The organism is Nocardia carnea NBRC 14403 (genome assembly GCF_000308515.1).
Classification (GTDB): Bacteria; Actinomycetota; Actinomycetes; order Mycobacteriales; family Mycobacteriaceae; genus Nocardia; species Nocardia carnea.
In genome coordinates this window covers 107,252-123,745 of record NZ_BAFV01000057.1, presented here as the reverse complement: position 1 = coordinate 123,745, position 16,494 = coordinate 107,252, and the positions used below count along the sequence as shown (strand labels likewise).

Below are 16,494 nucleotides of genomic sequence, written 5' to 3'. Positions count from 1 at the left end.
CCATGAAGTCAATTTAAGTTGACGATAGCGGCTTGTCAACCTGAATTGACCGCCGCTGTGCGGGGTCGGGTATCGGCGGCTGTGGGATGGGTTGCCGGGCTGCCAGGAATCGCATCTGCCCGGCGATGACTGCCAATATGTCCGCCACTGTTTTCGTCCATGGGACCTCAGAGGAGCAGCATCGGCCCGGTGTAGGACTCGAGCGCTGCTGTCCACCGGCCCGCGTTCGTCTTCCGTTCGTCGAGGTAGCGCATGAGATTGCGCTGAACGTGTATCCCGTTACCGGTGGAGGTGGCAGCCACAGTTGGTGCAACTCGGGGTCGGTGAGTGGGTGGCCGAGTGATGCGCGGATTGCGCGGCGGTAGGTTCGCTCGCCGCCCGCCGCCGCGAGCACGTCGCCTACCGGGGTATTCATCAGGCGTTGCAGAACTCGGGGGCGATACAGGTCCGGGTAGAGCCCGCCGTTTGAGCCACGCGACCCGAGTGACGGCTGCGCCGCGCTGCTGGGCGTCCATTCCTGTCCACCTGGACAGGAATGGGAGGGCATCATACTGTTCCTGTCCATGCGGACAGGAACAGTGCCGGTGCCCGAGGTCGGCGCATCACCGGACCGGCTGCACTACCTCGACTCGATCCGAATCGCCCTATCGGTGCTGGTCATCCTGCATCACGCGGCCCAGCCCTACGGTCCGGCGGACTGGTGGTACGTCGAGAGCCTGTCGAAAGCGCAGTGGATCGAGGACTTCGCCGTGCTCAATGCGCCGTTCAAGATGAGCCTCTTCTTCTTCATCGCCGCCTATGTCCTGCCGCCCGCGGTAGACCGGCGCAGGCATCGCCCATTTCTCCGGACGAGGCTGACGAAACTCGGTGGACCGATCGTGATCGGCTTCTTCCTGGTGATTCCGGTGCTCATGTACGCCCACTACCTCGAGTTCCGGCCCCACGGGCATATCGGATTCGGCGACTATTACTGGAACGTCTACCTCGGAAACGGCGAGGAGCCCAGGGGCTGGAGCGGACCGATATGGCCGGACCGGCAGTTCGGGCACCTCTGGTTCATCCAGCACCTGCTGGTTTACTCGCTGGCCTACCTCTTCTGGCGGGTTGCCGCCGAGACGGTCCGCTCCCGGCGCAACCTGCCCCGGACCCCGCCTCCTCGCGCGGCACCGGAGCAAGTGAGCGGCCTCGGTGTGTTCGCGTTCGCCGCCACGGTAGCCGTCGGTACGGCACTACTGCGGATCCGTTACCCGGTCGATCAATGGCTGCCGGTTGCCGAGATCATCCAGACCGAACCGGCGGATCTCGCTCAGCACATCCCCTTTGTCATCGCCGGAGTCATGGCCTTCCGGCGCGGCTGGCTGACGACGCTGCGTGCTCGCGTGGCCTACTCCTGGCTCGCGGCGGCGGTAGCGCTCACGGTCCTGTACCTCGTGTTCCGCGACGAACTCACGGGTTACTTCGCATGGGGCGGTGCGGAAACGGGTCAATTCGCATGGGCCGGCTACGAGACCGTGCTCTGCGTCGGCTACGCACTCGGCCTGCTCGTCTTCTTTCGCGATCGGAATGGCGGAACCAGTGACCTGCAACGCTCCACCGCCCAGGCCACATTCGCGATTTACCTCGTGCACCTGCCCATCGTCGTCGGCCTGCAATATTCGGTGCGGAACTGGACACTGGATGCCACCGGGCGTTTCCTGGTCGTGGGTGGGCTGGCCTGTGTGTTCAGCGTGGCCGCCGCACTCGTACTGCGCAGGACGCCGGTGGTGCGCACCATCCTCTGATCGCTAATCTCGACCGGTGACCGGGACCGACCCCAGACCGAACCGTGGCGAGGCGCGCGCGGCACTACTGGCCGCGGGTCGCCGGCTCTTCGCCGAACAGGGGTACGCCGCGACCACGACGCGGCAGATCGCGGCCGAAGCGTATGTCTCGCACGCGCTGTTGCGCTACCATTTCGGGTCCAAAACAGGTTTGCGCGACGCCGTGGACGCGGAACTCCTCGGTTCGTTCGGACGGGCGCTCGCCGATGCCCGGGAGGAAGGTGCCGAGCACGGCAGCCTGGCAGAAGCCGGCCGTGCGGCAGCCCTGGTATTCGGTGCCGACAAGGAACGACGCCGCTACCTCAGGCGTGTTCTGCTCGACGGTGACCGGCGCGCGGCCGAACTGCTGAAACGGCTGGCCGACGGTGCCGAACGGGAAGTGGAACGGCTCCTCGCGCATCCCGGCGATATATCTCCCGAGGATCGGCGCTGGGCCGCCTTGCAGACACTGTTCCTGATCCTCGGCCCATTATTGCTGGAACCGGCCCTTGCGCAGATATGGGGCGAGGATCTGTTCGAGCCCGCGGTACTGGCCGAACGCAGCGCCGCGAATCAGCGCCTACTCCGGCGCGGCCTACTGGACGGCCACTGACGGAGAGCTTCGTGCTCGCCGTGGCCGGTGCGGATCCACGCTATCGGGCCACGCCTCGCGCCGGCCTTCGGCATACCCGGGGCGGCGGAAACCGGCCGGCTGCGTAGGCACCGGGTGGGACACCCATCACACGCCGGAACTCGGTGGTCATATGAGCTTGGTCGTAGTATCCGGCTGCCCCGGCCAGTCGCGCCAGGCCACCGTCCCGGACCAGATCGGCGACCCGGCGTACCCGCAGCAGGCGGGCGAACAGCTTGGGCGATAAACCGATCTCGGTGGTGAACACGGTTCGCAGATGACGTTCACTGATACCGAGGCTCCGGGAAAGTACCGCCATGTTCGCCTGGCCACCGGCTTCCGCGAGCGCATGGTGCGCGTGGTCGAGCAGTTCCCGATACCGGGAGAAGTCGTCGTCGAGTCCGTCGGCCAGCGCATCGTGCAGACGCAGGATCACGGCCGACGGATCTGCCTGCATCGCGCCGAGCTCTCGGGCGAGTTCGGCGCCCCGCGTTCCCCACAGCTCTGTCAGCGGCACCACGCGATCCACCAGATCGGCCGCCGACAGCCCGCCCAGCAGCCCCCGGAGGCGGCCCGGGCGAATACGGGCCACCGCGCACGGCGGCACATCCGGTTCGGTGCGATCGTAGACAGCGGCTGTCCGTGGGCCGAGCACGACGATATCGGCGCGGCCCCCGGCGATCCGGCGGACCATGACGGTCGCGGCCACTTCCGGCGGATGGATATGGATCCCGCTCCCGTCGGCCCGCAGAGTCGCGACATCGATATACCGGGCGCTGCTCACATGCCCACGGTAATTGTCATTTCTGCTGCCGGCACCGCCGAAACTTCCAATACACGGAGTGGGTCGGCACAGCACAGTGGCGTCATGATTCTTGTCACCGGAGCCACGGGGACCGTCGGCCGCCCTTTGCTCGAACTGCTCAGTGCTGGTGATGAGCCGGTCCGGGCCATGGTCCGCAACCCGGCTGCGGCGGTTGTTCCACCGGCCGTGGAAGTGATGCGCGGCGATTTCGACGCGCCCGCTTCCCTGCCCGGCGCCTTGGCCGGGGTCTCGGCGGCCTTCCTGCTGACGGCGCCGTCCACACCCAACGGCGACCACGATGCCGTCTTCGTCACCGCGGCTCGCCAGGCCGGTGTCGAGCGGATTGTGAAGTTGTCGGCCATCGGAACCGGTGCGGTAACCCCGGAAGGAGAAGTGATCGGAAGTCAGCATGCCGACGGCGAACGCGTGCTACGCGATGGAGACGTGGAATGGACCATCCTGCGCCCCAGCGTATTCGCGTCCAATACGCTGTCGTGGGCGGACGCGATCCGGCACGGCCGGCCCGTCGCCAACCTGACCGGAGCGGGCAGACAGGGCGTGATTCATCCACGCGATATCGCGTCGGTGGCCGCGACGGCCCTGACCGCCGACGGCCATACCGGCCGGGTCTACACATTGACCGGTCCCGAGTCGTTGTCGGTACCGGAGCAGGTGACGATTCTCGGCGAGGTACTCGGCCGCACCGTGACCCACACCGATATCGATCCCGGCACGATCCGTGCGCAACTCGCCGGTTCCGGTATGACGAACGCTGCCGTCCGAATCATGGTGAACGGACTGTCCTACGCCCGGTCGGGACGCAACGACACGGTCACTTCCGATGTGTACTCGGTCACCGGCCGGTCACCGATGACCTACAGGTCTTGGGCGGAAGAACACCGGACCTGGTTCGGTACGCAGGCCCGCGGCGGCTCGGATGCGGTTCGCTCGTAGATCTTCCGACAACCGAGCATCGGTCGCAGCCGAAGCCGATTGCGAGCCCGGGGGTGAAATCGCCACGGCCGCTGTCGATTCAGTCGGTACGAATCCGAACGGCAGCTGTGGATCCGGTTCAGCCGAAGGAAGTGACCAGTAACGGAATTCGACGCAGGTCGTCGACGTCGATCCAGACGTTGTGGTGGCTCCGAAATTGTCATAGACGAATGTCCACTCGCCGACCTGCCCCGCCAGCAGAATCGCAGAGTAGTGCGGCTCGATTCCGACGGCCTCCGGCGACAGCCATGCCAGCTCATCCGGCAGTTCCCATGGCCGAAACAGCCGCGGCTTGGCCCCCAGCGTCTCCAGTGCCGCGGCGGGATCGAGCCCCCGAACCACGTGCACACTGTGATTCGGATCCTCGTTCGCCAGCCCGCTGATCCACAGCGGCGTTCCTTCATCATCCAAAGAATCCGATGAAAACCCCGCCGCACGGTCGGTCGGAAGATATCCGTCCCCATCCCGTCGAACGGGACAGTGGCTGAGTTGGCGGCCGGCGCGATCCGGCCGGCCGGGTGTGGCAGGCTGGGATGTATGAACCGATTAGGTGGTGCCACGTCGCCCTACCTGCGCCAGCATGCGGACAACCCCGTCCACTGGCAGGAGTGGGGAGAGGAGGCGATGGCAGAAGCAACCAGGCGGGACGTACCCATTCTTCTTTCAGTGGGATACGCATCCTGCCATTGGTAGCTTCGGCCAACCGATCATTGGTGCCATGTGATGGCGCACGAATCGTTCGAGGACGAGGCGACGGCGGCGCAGATGAACGACGAGTTCGTCTGTATCAAGGTCGATCGGGAGGAACGCCCGGATATCGACGCCGTGTACATGAACGCCACCGTCGCCATGACCGGTCAGGGTGGCTGGCCGATGACCTGTTTCCTCACCCCGGCGGGCGAACCGTTCTACTGCGGGACGTACTACCCGAAGATGCCGCGCGGCGGGATGCCGTCGTTCACGCAGCTGCTCACCGCGATCACCGATACCTGGCGCAACCGGCGCGCCGATGTGGATACCGCGGCCGGTCAGGTTGCCGATGCGCTGCGTGCCCAGGCCGGTGGGCTGCCCGAGAGCGAACTGCGGATAACCCCGCAGCTGCTGGACCATGCCGTATCCGCGGCGGTCCGCGATTTCGACGAGGCCCACGGTGGTTTCGGGGGTGCTCCGAAATTCCCGCCGGCCGCACTGCTCGAGGGCCTGCTGCGCAGCTGGGAGCGCACCGGCGACCCTGAGGTGCGCGCGGTGGTGGACCGTACCGCCGAGGCGATGGCCCGCGGCGGTATCTACGACCAGCTGCGCGGCGGTTTCGCCCGCTATTCGGTGGACGCCGCATGGGTGGTCCCGCATTTCGAGAAGATGCTCTACGACAATGCGCAACTGCTGCGGTTCTACGCGCATCTGGCCCGGCGTACCCCGGACGATCCCTTGCCCCGCCGGATCACCGAGGAACTGGTCGGGTTCCTGTTCGACGATCTGGCCACCGCGAACGGTTTCGCTTCCGCACTGGACGCCGATACACAGGTGGAACCGGGTGCGCCTGGGGTGGAGGGCGCGACCTATGTATGGAATCCCGCCGAACTGGTCGGCGAACTCGGCCCGATCGACGGGGCCTGGGCGGGCGAGCTCTTCGGGGTCACCACGGGCGGCAACTTCGAACAGGGCAGTTCCGTGCTCACCCGTGCCCGCGACCCCGAGGACACCGAACGATTCGACCGCATCCGTACGGCTCTGCGCGCCGCCCGGGACCGCCGCCCGCAACCCGAGCGGGACGACAAGATGGTCACCGCCTGGAACTGTATGGCGATCACCGCGCTGTGCGAGGCGGCCCGCGCACTGGACCGGCGCGACTGGTTCGACGCCGCCTACGAGCTGTCCCGGGTGATCCTCGACGTCCACGTGGTCGGTGACCGGGTGCTGCGGGCCTCCCTGGGCGGGGTCGCCGGGAGCTCGGCAGGCGTACTCGAGGACTACGCCTGGCTGGCGACCGCGCTGCTGGCGCTGCACCAATACTCCGGGTCCGCCGGGTGGCTGCCCGATATCCACCGGATCCTGGATTCGGCGATCACCCATTTCGCCGATCCGGACGAACCCGGCAGCTGGTTCGATACCGCCGACGACGCGGAAACGCTGATCGCCCGCCCCCGCGACCCCATCGACGGCGCCACCCCGGCGGGGGCGTCCGTGCTCGCCGAAGCTCTGCTGACGGCGTCCGCGGTGGTGGAACCCGAGCACGCCGGCCGCTACCGCGAACTGGCCGAGCAGACGTTGACGCGAGGCGCGGTGGTACTCGCCAAGGCGCCGCGTTCGGCCGGGCAGTGGCTGACGGTGGCCGAGGCCGCGCTGCAGGGTCCGCTGCAGATCGCGATTTCCACGACCGGCTATGTGCCGGTGGGTGATGTGGAACTGCTGGAGGTCGCCCGGGCCCACGCCCCCGGCGGCGCGATCATCGTGCGGGCGACCGCGGATACCGTCCCGCTGCTCGCCGACCGCCCCGCGATCGAGGGCACCGCCGCGGCCTATGTGTGCCGCGGTACGGTCTGCGATCTGCCGGTGACGACGCCGGATGATCTACGTGCCGCCCTGACCGGTGAAGCCGCCGGGAACGTGCCGGAGTAGTCGGCGGACCTCCCCGCGGCGTCGTACCGCAAGACGGCTCGAGGCCGGTTCCTACGGTGTGGGCTCGGGTTCGCGGTCGGTCCACGAGGAGGTGGGTTCGGTGATACCGCGGAGAGCTACGGCACCGTGTTTCACCCACTGCTCCCGCTCGTCCGCCGCGGCGGCATCGACAACGCTCTGCGATACCAGGATGCGCCGCGGCACCTCCTTGGCGCGGGTGGTGAGCCGGGCGGCGGCGTTCACCGCGTCGCCGATCACGGTGTATTCGCGACGTGTGTCGGTGCCGAGGTCGCCGGCGAACACCCGGCCCCGGGCGACCCCGATGCCGATATCGAGTTCCCCGGCCGCCGCGATCTCGTCCCGGATCCGGCGGGCCGCGCGCAGCGCGGGGGTCGCGTTGTCCGCCAGGGCGATCGGTGCGCCGAAAATACACAGCGCGGCATCGCCTTCGAACTTGTTGACCAGCCCGTCGTTCTCCTCGGTGGCCGCGACCACGGTCGCCATCAGCCGATTGAGTTTGGCGACGAATTCCTGCGGCGGCAGTCCGGTGGAAATCGCCACCGATCCGGTGACATCCACGAACAGTGCTGTCACCTCCCGCACATCGCCGGTCAGGTCGACGCCGCCGGCCAGGGCGCGTTCGGCGACCTCTTCGCCGACATGCCGGTCGAACACATCGCGCAGCCGCAGCCGCTCCCGCAGATTCGCCGACATCTCGTTGACGGAATGTTCCAGCCGCCCGATCTCGCTGGCACTGCCCACCGGCACCCGCACGTCCAGGTCGCCCTGGGTGATGCGGTCCACTGCGATCCGCAGGGTGCGTAGCGGGGTGGCCACGGCCCGGGCCAGCGCCCAGGTGGCGCCCACGCCGACTGCCAGGCTGATCGCCGCGAGATAGATACCGGTGCGGATCCGGTGTTCCTGGGTGGAGGAGGGATCCGCCAGCACCACGATCAACGCGCTCAGCGGCATCGCGCCGGAGACCGCCCAGGCCAGCGCGACCCGGACGAACACCGAGGAACTCCAGTGCATGGTCGCGCCGAGGACGCCGGCGACGATGGGCACCACGGGCCGGATCACCCGGTCGACGACGAGATAGGTCAGGCCGGCCGATTCGAGCCCGCCGATGGTGAACATGGCGAGCAGGACGACGAAATCGTTCTCCTCGGTGAGCCGGGCCAGCAGCACCGCCGAGATCACCACTCCGGGGGTCCACATGGCGATCGCCCGCATCGATACCGCGATGGGCAGGTGCAGGAGGCGCCGCGCCTCGTTCGGTGTGGGTTTGCGTGATTGGTCGAGCCAGCCGAAATAGGCCACCCGGTCGCGGATGGCCAAACCGATCCCTGCCAGGATCGCCAGGGCCGGGTAGACGGTGACGGCGGCCAGCCCGCCCAATTGGTCGGCGCCCACACGACTCGGGAATCCGATGAGCCAGAGTTGGGTGACGATCACGGCGAGACCGGCGAAATGCGCGGCGATGACCATCAGCGACAGGCCCCCGCGGGCACGGACGCTCCACAACATCAGCCGGGAGATCGTGCCGGTCCGGCGCCGGACCGTATTGCCGTCGCTCATCGCCGGACTACCCGCGGCGGCCGCGGTCGCCGCAGCGGCCGGTATCGAAGGACACGAATCAGCAGCCTAATCGACACAGCCGGGCATATTCCGAACTATCGGTTGCGATCCCGCGCCGGGCCGCGGCCGGTCAATCCAGCAGCACCAGCCATATCGCTATGTAGTGGCACAGCGCGGCGAACACGGTCGCGGCGTGGAAGAACTCGTGGTGGCCGAAAGTGGTGGGCCACGGATTCGGCCACTTGGTCGCGTAGAGCACCGCGCCGATGCTGTAGGCGAGCCCGCCGGCCACGAGCAGCAGCACCGCCGCCGGCCCGACCGACCGGTAGAGTTCCCCGCCCACCGGTACGACGGCCCAGCCGAGCAGCAGGTACAGCGGTACTCCGACCCAGGGCGGGGCGTGTGGCCACAGCATCTTCAGTGCGACCCCGGCCAGCGCCCCCGACCACACCACCGCCAGCAGTACCCGGCCGGTCGAGGTCGGCAGACCGAGCAGAGCGAACGGGGTATAGGTGCCGGCGATGAAAAGGAAGATCATCGAATGATCGGCGCGTTTCATCCGGACCCGCGCCCGCACGGTGGTCCAGGTGATCCGGTGGTAGGTGGCGCTGATTCCGAACAGTGCGCAGATGGTGAGCCCGTAGACGGTGGTCGCGACGACGGCGGTGGCCGAAACGGTCGTGGCGGCGGCGACCAGCGCGATCACCGCGATGGCGGCGATTCCGGTGGCCCAGGTGTGGATCCAGCCGCGCATCCGGGGTTTGGCAAGCGCGACCAGGGATTCGGCGGGGTTGGGCACCGGGTCGTCGTCATCGGTGACGGATCTCGGGTCTGCCGGGTCGAACACGGAACCTCCTGGATCGGCGGGGACGTCGCGGTGTCGGTTCGGACTGTCGTCGGCGGCCCCGATGGTTCGTCGCCGAACCGCCGGGCAGTCATTGACTCGCCAGTAACCTACGGCAGCGTAGGTTGCTTCGTTTGTCACTGTACCGGGTTCGCCGCGAACGCGGGCCACTGTGGCCCACCCCACGTTCGGCGGCGAATGCGGATGAAACCCGGAACAGGCGTACTGTAGGTCGTCGTGGAATTTCCGAGTCGGCTGCGGGGCTTTCCCTATCGCATCTACGAGGCCCGTCTGGCCAAGAAGCTTGCAGATAAACAGCATCCGCGCCACGTCGCCGTGGTGTGTGACGGCAATCGCCGCTGGGCCCGGGAGAACGGGTTCACCGATATCACCCATGGGCACCGGGTCGGTGCCCTCAAGGTCGCCGAACTGGTCAGCTGGTGTCAAGCCGAGGGAATCGAGCTGGTCACCGTCTACCTGCTCTCCACCGAGAACCTGCACCGCGGTCAGGAAGAACTGGAAACACTGTTCGAGGTCATCACCGACGTGGTCGAGGAACTGGCTGCCCCCGAGCAGAACTGGCGGGTACGGATCGTCGGTACCCTCGACGGGCTACCCGACCTGGTCGCCAAACGGATGCGTACCGCGACCGAACGCACCCGGGAACGCACCGGTACCCACGTCAATGTCGCCATCGGCTACGGCGGCCGCCAGGAGATCGCCGACGCCGTCCGCCAGTTGGTCCGCCAGGAGATCGCCGCGGGCGAGACCGGTGAAGATCTGGTCCAGTCGATCACGGTCAACGCCATCGGTCAGCACCTCTACACCTCCGGCCAGCCCGATCCGGACCTGGTGATCCGCACCTCCGGCGAACAACGGCTCTCCGGCTTCCTGCTCTGGCAGAGCGCCTACTCCGAAATCTGGTTCACCGAGGTCTACTGGCCCGAATTCCGGCGCGTGGACTTCCTGCGCGCCCTCCGCGACTACGCGGCCCGCCACCGCCGCTACGGAACATGACGTGAGCTAGAGCTTCCGGAGGCGCAGGCGGTTGATGCTGTGGTCGGAATCCTTGCGCAGGACCAGGGTGGCGCGCGGGCGGGTCGGGAGGATGTTGTCCACGAGGTTCGGGCGGTTGGTCGAATTCCAGATGTCTTTGGCGGCCGCGGTCGCCTCGGAATCGGTGAATTTCGCGTAATGGTGGAAATGGGCCTTGGGATCGGCGAATCCGGTGGCGCGCAAGCTCAGGAATCGGCGTACGTACCAGTTCTCGATATCCTCGATCCGGGCGTCCACGTAGATCGAGAAATCGAACAGATCCGAAACCATGAGGCGCGGACCGGTTTGCAGGACGTTCAAGCCCTCGACGATCAGGATGTCGGGTTGCCGGACACAATGGAATTCGCCGGGAACGATATCGTAGGAAATATGTGAATACACCGGCGCGCACACCTCTTCGGCGCCCGATTTCACCTCGGTGACGAAACGCAGCAGTTTGCGCCGGTCATAGCTTTCCGGGAAACCCTTGCGGTGCATGACGCCGCGGCGGGTGAGTTCGGCCGTGGGGTAGAGGAACCCGTCGGTGGTCACCAGATCGACCCGCGGATGGTGATCCCAGCGGGACAGCAGTGCCTGCAGAACACGAGCGGTGGTGGATTTACCGACGGCGACACTACCGGCGACCCCGATCACGAACGGCACCTGTTTATCGGGATGTGCTTCGCCGAGGAAGGTGGCGGTGGCGGCGAACAGTCGTTGTTTCGCGGCAACCTGCAGGTGGATGAGTCGCGCGAGCGGCAGATAGACCTCCGCGACCTCTTCCAGATCGATCTGCTCGCCCAGGCCCCGCAGCCCGATCAATTCTTCTTCGGTGAGTACCAGCGGAGTCGATTTGCGCAGTTCGCGCCATTGCTTCCGGTCGAATTCCACATAGGGACTGGGCTCGCTCGCCTTGGCCATCTACTCAGCGCTCCACTCTGCCGGACACTCGTATTCACGGTGCCGTACCTGTGAGATGCCGTGCTCTCGGTGACCTCTGGTGCGGTCGGTCCGGCGCTCTGGCTGTGCCCTCATGGCTGAATTCTGCCCCTCGGGTACGAGTGGACCGACGAGGGGGTCCATTACAAGTCGGTATAACTACAGCGCACCCGGGTCATTCGAACAGGTGAGGAGGTATGCGCCGGGCCGGACCGCGCGAGACCGCGTTCGCGGCTATCGTCGGATGGATGCAAGCCCATCCTGTGGTAACGGAATACCTGCGGCTCGGATTGGCATTCGACCGGCTCGAGGAGGGATTCGTCGACGCCTACACCGGCGCTCCGCAGCTGCGGCGCGATGTCGAGAACGCGCCCCGGCCCGAACCCCGTAAGCTGGCCACTACCGCCACGCGGTTGCGCGCCGAACTGCTGGCCGCCGGGCTGGGTCCGCAGCGCACCGCGTTCCTCGACGCGCATCTGCGGGCGCTGGAGTGTTCCGCGCGCAAGTTCGCGGGCGAGGAGATCGGCTTCGTGGACGAGGTCGCCAGGTACTTCGATGTGGATATCGCTCCCGGCGATCCCGCCGAATACCGGGAGGCGCACCAGAAGATCGACGAGGTGCTGGGCGGCGAGGGGCCGCTCGCCGAACGGATGGCCGCGCACCGCAAGGCCGACGAGATCCCACCGGACCGGCTCGAAGACTGTGTGCATGCGTTCTCCGGCGCATTGCGCGAGCTCGTCCGTGCGCGGTACCCGCTGCCCGACCACGAACACGTCACCTATGAGGTGGTGGGGGACAAGCCGTGGTCCGGGTTCAACTACTACCTGGGTAACTACCGTTCGACGGTCGCGATCAACTCCGATCTGCGCCAGCAGATGGCGGTACTGCCCAAGCTCATCGCGCACGAGGCGTACCCGGGGCATCACACCGAGCACTGCCGCAAGGAAGCCGGGCTGGTGGCCGCCGGGCACGGCGAACAGACCATCTTCCTGGTGAACACGCCACAGTGCTTGATGGCCGAGGGGCTCGCCGATCTGGCGCTGCGCTCGATCATCGGTCCCGGCTGGGGGAAGTGGGCGCAGGAGATCTACGCGGATCTGGGCCTGCGGTTCGACGGTGAGCGCGCCGAACGCCTGTCCGAGGCCTCGGCGCAGCTGCTCGGTGTCCGCCAGGACGCGGCACTCATGCTGCACGATCAGGGCAAGGACGCCGACGAAGTGGCCGGCTTTCTGGAACGCTGGTCGTTGACGACACCCGACCGCGCCCGCCAATCGCTGCGCTTCCTGTCGTCCCCGCTGTGGCGCGCCTACATCAGCACGTACGTGGAGGGCTACAAACTGCTCGGCGGCTGGCTGGACCGCGCCACGGACGCCGACGACCGCGCCGACCGGTTCCGCCGCCTACTGGACGAACCCCTCATCCCGTCGTCCTTGCGCTGATCCGGTCTGCGGACAGCATCGCCCGAGAACAGCGCCGACGGCCCCTGGACCCCGCGCCTCCCGAGGCGCCGCCGTGAACATAGACTGGCGCCGTGACGCAGACGACCGCCTCTGTCAATACCCAGTCTCTCGGTGAGCTCGATCCGGAGCTCGCCGCCGCGATGGCGGGTGAACTCGCCCGTGAGCGCGACACCCTGGAGATGATCGCGTCGGAGAATTTCGTGCCGCGCGCGGTGCTGCAGGCGCAGGGAAGTGTGCTCACCAACAAGTACGCCGAGGGGTACCCCGGCCGCCGCTACTACGGCGGTTGTGAGCACGTAGATGTCGTGGAGAACATGGCCCGCGAACGCGCGAAGGCACTGTTCGGTGCGGATTTCGCGAATGTGCAGCCGCATTCGGGCGCGCAGGCCAATGCCGCGGTGCTGATGTCGCTGATGGATCCGGGCGACCGGCTGCTCGGCCTGGACCTCGCGCACGGCGGCCATCTCACCCACGGTATGCGACTGAACTTCTCCGGCAAGCTGTACGAGGTCCACTCCTACGGTGTGTCCAAAGAGGACCACCGCGTGGATATGGACAACGTTGCGGCGATCGCCCGGGAATCGCGGCCGAAGGTGATCGTGGCCGGCTGGTCGGCGTATCCGCGGCATCAGGATTTCGCGGCGTTCCGGGAGATCGCCGACGAGGTCGGCGCCTACCTGTGGGTGGATATGGCGCATTTCGCCGGGCTGGTCGCGGCCGGGCTGCATCCGTCGCCGGTGCCCTACGCCGATGTCGTCTCCTCGACCGTGCACAAGACGCTCGGTGGCCCGCGGTCCGGTCTGATCCTGGCCAAGCAGGATTACGCCAAGAAGCTGAACAGCTCGGTGTTCCCGGGCCAGCAGGGCGGCCCGCTCATGCATGTCATCGCCGCCAAGGCCGTGGCCTTCAAGATCGCGGGCACGCCGGAGTTCGCGGAACGCCAGCAGCGCACGATCTCCGGCGCCAAGATCCTCGCCGAACGCCTCACCGCGGCCGATGTCGCGAAGAACGGGGTCAGCGTGCTGACCGGCGGTACGGATGTGCATCTGGTCCTGGTGGATCTGCGCAATTCCGATATCGACGGCCAGCAGGGTGAGGATCTGCTGCACGAGGTCGGTATCACGGTGAACCGCAACGCGGTCCCGTTCGACCCGCGCCCCCCGATGGTGACCTCCGGTCTGCGTATCGGCACCGCCGCCCTGGCCACCCGCGGTTTCGGCGATACCGAGTTCACCGAGGTCGCCGATATCATCGGCACCGCCCTCGCCGGTGGCGCCGATCTGGACGCACTGCGCGCCCGGGTGACGAAACTGGCCCAGGACTTCCCGCTGTACCAGGACCTGGAGGACTGGAACCTCCTCGGCTGATACCCATGCGACGGAACCGGCTCGGGCGCAACACGTCCGATCCGGCTGTCCGGGCCCTGCTGCCGGTTGTCCGCAGCCGGTCCTCGGGTGCGGCGGTCGGCGACAGGGCCGCACGGAAACCGTTCGCGCGGTAGGTGTGACGGCTACTGTGCTCGTGTGGGGATTACCGAGTACGCACCGGGCGACGTCGTCTACTTTCCCAGCGGGCCGTTCTGGGATGTCTGTGGCGTCGTGCGGGAGGTCGACACCCGTCGCGGCGAATTGCGTGTCGACTTCGACGAAGGGCTGGTCCATCGCGAAGGTGGTGTACTGCGGTCCCGGCGGCACAGTATGACCGTCCGGTTCGACGAGGTCGAGCTGCTCTAGCTCCCCGGACCCGGCACCGGACTTCCGGCGTCGAGCACCGGCGCGCAGCGTGGACCTGCTCTAGGCTCGTGAAATGGAAACCGAGTTGAACCAGGACGCGGTCACCACCGTCCGCGAATTCTTCACCGCGCTGGAGATCGGCGCGATCGGCGAAGCGCTGGAACTGGTGCATCCCGATATCGTCTGGAAGAACACCTCGCTACCGGATGTGCGCGGGGCGCGGCGGGTCGGCAAACTGCTGCGCGGGCTGGACCGGGAGCAGTTCGGGTTCTCCGCGCGAATGCACCATATCGCCGCCGACGGCGCGGTCGTGCTCACCGATCGCACCGATATTCTCCGCTTCGGGCCCGTCGGTATCGAGTTCTGGGTGATGGGCACTTTCGAACTGGTGGACGGCCGGATCATCCTCTGGCACGACCACTTCAGCTGGGAAAACTTCCTCCGCGGTACCGCAGTGGGTCTCGTCAAGGCCGTTCTCGGTCGCTGAGCACCACGTCGTCCTGATCGGCCGACCCGTTGAAAGCGGCCGTTCGAGGGCGCCGTGGCGGCCCTCGAACGGCCTCGCCGGTCGGTTCGAATGCGGCCGGCGCCGTATATCGCGAACCTGTGCGGTCCCGCTATACGGCGCCGACCGGCTATGCGCGCATCAGGCGCTCGGCGCGTACTCCTCCAGCATCTCGGTGACCAGTGCGGCGATGGGCGACCGCTCGCTGCGGGTCAGGGTGATATGCGCGAACAAGGGGTGACCCTTGAGCTTTTCGATCACGGCCGCGACACCGTCGTGCCGGCCCACCCGCAGATTGTCGCGCTGCGCCACATCGTGGGTGAGTACCACGCGGGACCCGCTGCCCAACCGGCTCAGAACGGTGAGCAGCACATTACGTTCCAGCGATTGGGCTTCGTCCACGATCACGAACGAATCGTGCAGTGACCTACCGCGAATATGGGTCAGCGGAAGTACTTCGAGCATATCCCGGCTGAGAACCTCCTCCATCACCTCGCGGCTCGCCAGCCCGTCGAGGGTATCGAAAACGGCCTGCGCCCACGGGCCCATTTTCTCGCTCTCGCTACCGGGGAGATAGCCGAGTTCCTGTCCGCCTACCGCATACAACGGCCGGAACACCACGACCTTGCGCTGCGCGCGCCGCTCCAGTACCGCCTCCAGGCCTGCGGTGAGTGCCAGCGCCGATTTACCGGTACCGGCCCGGCCGCCCAGCGAGACGATCCCGACGCTTTCGTCCAGCAGCAGATCCAGCGCGATCCGCTGTTCCGCGGAGCGGCCGTGCAGGCCGAACGCCTCCCGTTCCCGCACCAGCTGTACGCGTTTGTCCGCGGTGACCCGGCCGAGTGCACTGGAGTTGTTACCCAGCAGCCGGATCCCGGTGTGGCAGGGCAGTTCACGCGCCTCGTCGAGATCGACGACCGATTCGCTGTAGAGCTGGTCGACGATTTCGGAGGCGGTGTCGATTTCGGCCATGCCCGTCCAACCGGAGGTCACCACGTCCTGGGCGTGATATCCCTCCGCGCGCAGACCTACCGCGCTGGCCTTCACCCGCATCGGGATGTCCTTGGACACCAGCACCACCTGGCGGCCGTCCGCGGCGAGATTCAACGCGCAGGCCAGGATGCGCGAATCATTGCTCTCGGTGCGGAAACCGACCGGTAGCACCGTGGGATCGGTGTGGTTCAGTTCCACCTGCAATGTGCCGCCTTCGGTGCCGATCGGCAACGGCTCGTCCAGCCGGTCGTGGGTCACCCGCAGATCGTCGAGCATGCGCAGGGCTTCCCGGGCGAACCAGCCGAGTTCGTGGTGGTGCCGTTTACCTTCGAGTTCACTGATCACGACCAGCGGTAACACCACCTGATGTTCACCGAACCGGGTCACCGCCCAGGGGTCGGACAGCAGCACGGAGGTGTCGATGACGAAGGTCTTCAAACCTTTCTCAATGAAGCGAGAATTCGCCGAGGGGGCGGATACGGAGCGATTATCAGTCACGGTAGGCTCCTAGGTCTGCGCGGCACCCACACAGACAGTCTCGCTGGGCCGGTCGGTCCGGA

General features: G+C 66.8%; 14 protein-coding genes and 1 pseudogene. 9 read left to right on the top strand and 6 right to left on the bottom strand.

The genetic code is table 11. The features are described 5' to 3' along the window. Positions 1-167: 167 nt before the first annotated feature. A complete protein-coding gene (locus ON22_RS38095; protein WP_255218544.1) occupies positions 168-302 on the bottom strand; it encodes a hypothetical protein in 135 nt (44 codons plus the stop codon). A gap of 261 nt (positions 303-563) precedes the next feature. Here ON22_RS38095 and ON22_RS21545 point away from each other — a divergent pair, with 261 nt between their 5' ends. Further along, on the top strand, positions 564-1,781 hold the full coding sequence (locus tag ON22_RS21545) for an acyltransferase family protein (protein WP_063820627.1): 1,218 nt from the start codon (positions 564-566) through the stop codon (positions 1,779-1,781). Between the two features lie 16 nt (positions 1,782-1,797). Beyond that, a complete protein-coding gene (locus ON22_RS21540; RefSeq protein ID WP_033243397.1) occupies positions 1,798-2,412 on the top strand; it encodes a TetR/AcrR family transcriptional regulator in 615 nt (204 codons plus the stop codon). Positions 2,413-2,452: 40 nt separating this feature from the next. On the opposite strand, the gene ON22_RS21535 is transcribed toward ON22_RS21540, so the two are convergent. After that, entirely contained in the window at positions 2,453-3,214 is a 762-nt protein-coding gene (locus ON22_RS21535; protein ID WP_051157911.1) for a helix-turn-helix domain-containing protein, read from the bottom strand. Positions 3,215-3,298: 84 nt separating this feature from the next. Here ON22_RS21535 and ON22_RS21530 point away from each other — a divergent pair, with 84 nt between their 5' ends. Both ON22_RS21530 and ON22_RS21525 read left to right on the top strand, forming a co-directional pair. Continuing rightward, the gene (locus ON22_RS21530; RefSeq protein ID WP_051157910.1) at positions 3,299-4,189 is read left to right on the top strand and encodes an NAD(P)H-binding protein; all 891 of its coding nucleotides are present in this window, start codon (positions 3,299-3,301) and stop codon (positions 4,187-4,189) included. Positions 4,190-4,765: 576 nt separating this feature from the next. Further along, positions 4,766-6,847, top strand: a pseudogene (locus tag ON22_RS21525) (thioredoxin domain-containing protein). A gap of 51 nt (positions 6,848-6,898) precedes the next feature. Here the strand turns inward: ON22_RS21525 and ON22_RS21520 are convergent. Together ON22_RS21520 and trhA are read right to left on the bottom strand one after the other, a co-directional pair. Beyond that, entirely contained in the window at positions 6,899-8,425 is a 1,527-nt protein-coding gene (locus ON22_RS21520) for an adenylate/guanylate cyclase domain-containing protein (protein ID WP_063820626.1), read from the bottom strand. Positions 8,426-8,555: 130 nt separating this feature from the next. Further along, on the bottom strand, positions 8,556-9,224 hold the full coding sequence (gene trhA, locus ON22_RS21515; protein WP_342446998.1) for a PAQR family membrane homeostasis protein TrhA: 669 nt from the start codon (positions 9,222-9,224) through the stop codon (positions 8,556-8,558). 282 nt (positions 9,225-9,506) lie between these two features. Here trhA and ON22_RS21510 point away from each other — a divergent pair, with 282 nt between their 5' ends. Further along, a complete protein-coding gene (locus ON22_RS21510; protein WP_033243396.1) occupies positions 9,507-10,286 on the top strand; it encodes an isoprenyl transferase in 780 nt (259 codons plus the stop codon). Between the two features lie 6 nt (positions 10,287-10,292). Here the strand turns inward: ON22_RS21510 and coaA are convergent, their stop codons facing one another. After that, positions 10,293-11,225: a type I pantothenate kinase gene (gene coaA / locus ON22_RS21505; protein ID WP_033243395.1), complete on the bottom strand. Its 933-nt coding sequence runs from the start codon at positions 11,223-11,225 to the stop codon at positions 10,293-10,295. 266 nt (positions 11,226-11,491) lie between these two features. Here coaA and ON22_RS21500 point away from each other — a divergent pair, with 266 nt between their 5' ends. The 4 genes from ON22_RS21500 (at position 11,492) to ON22_RS21485 (ending at position 14,923) form a co-directional block, all read left to right on the top strand. After that, positions 11,492-12,682 (top strand): hypothetical protein, encoded by a 1,191-nt coding sequence (locus ON22_RS21500; protein ID WP_033243682.1) that lies wholly within the window; start codon positions 11,492-11,494, stop codon positions 12,680-12,682. Positions 12,683-12,774: 92 nt separating this feature from the next. Then, a complete protein-coding gene (gene glyA, locus ON22_RS21495) occupies positions 12,775-14,070 on the top strand; it encodes a serine hydroxymethyltransferase (protein ID WP_033243394.1) in 1,296 nt (431 codons plus the stop codon). A gap of 156 nt (positions 14,071-14,226) precedes the next feature. Further along, positions 14,227-14,436, top strand: coding sequence for a hypothetical protein (locus ON22_RS21490; RefSeq protein ID WP_033243393.1), 210 nt, complete (start codon positions 14,227-14,229; stop codon positions 14,434-14,436). A gap of 73 nt (positions 14,437-14,509) precedes the next feature. Continuing rightward, entirely contained in the window at positions 14,510-14,923 is a 414-nt protein-coding gene (locus tag ON22_RS21485) for a limonene-1,2-epoxide hydrolase family protein (protein ID WP_033243392.1), read from the top strand. A 159-nt stretch (positions 14,924-15,082) separates the two neighbouring features. Here the strand turns inward: ON22_RS21485 and phoH2 are convergent, their stop codons facing one another. Further along, positions 15,083-16,432 carry an RNA 5'-3' helicase PhoH2 gene (gene phoH2, locus ON22_RS21480; RefSeq protein ID WP_051157909.1) on the bottom strand — a complete coding sequence of 450 codons (1,350 nt, stop codon included), beginning with the start codon at positions 16,430-16,432 and terminating at the stop codon, positions 15,083-15,085. Positions 16,433-16,494 lie beyond the last annotated feature (62 nt).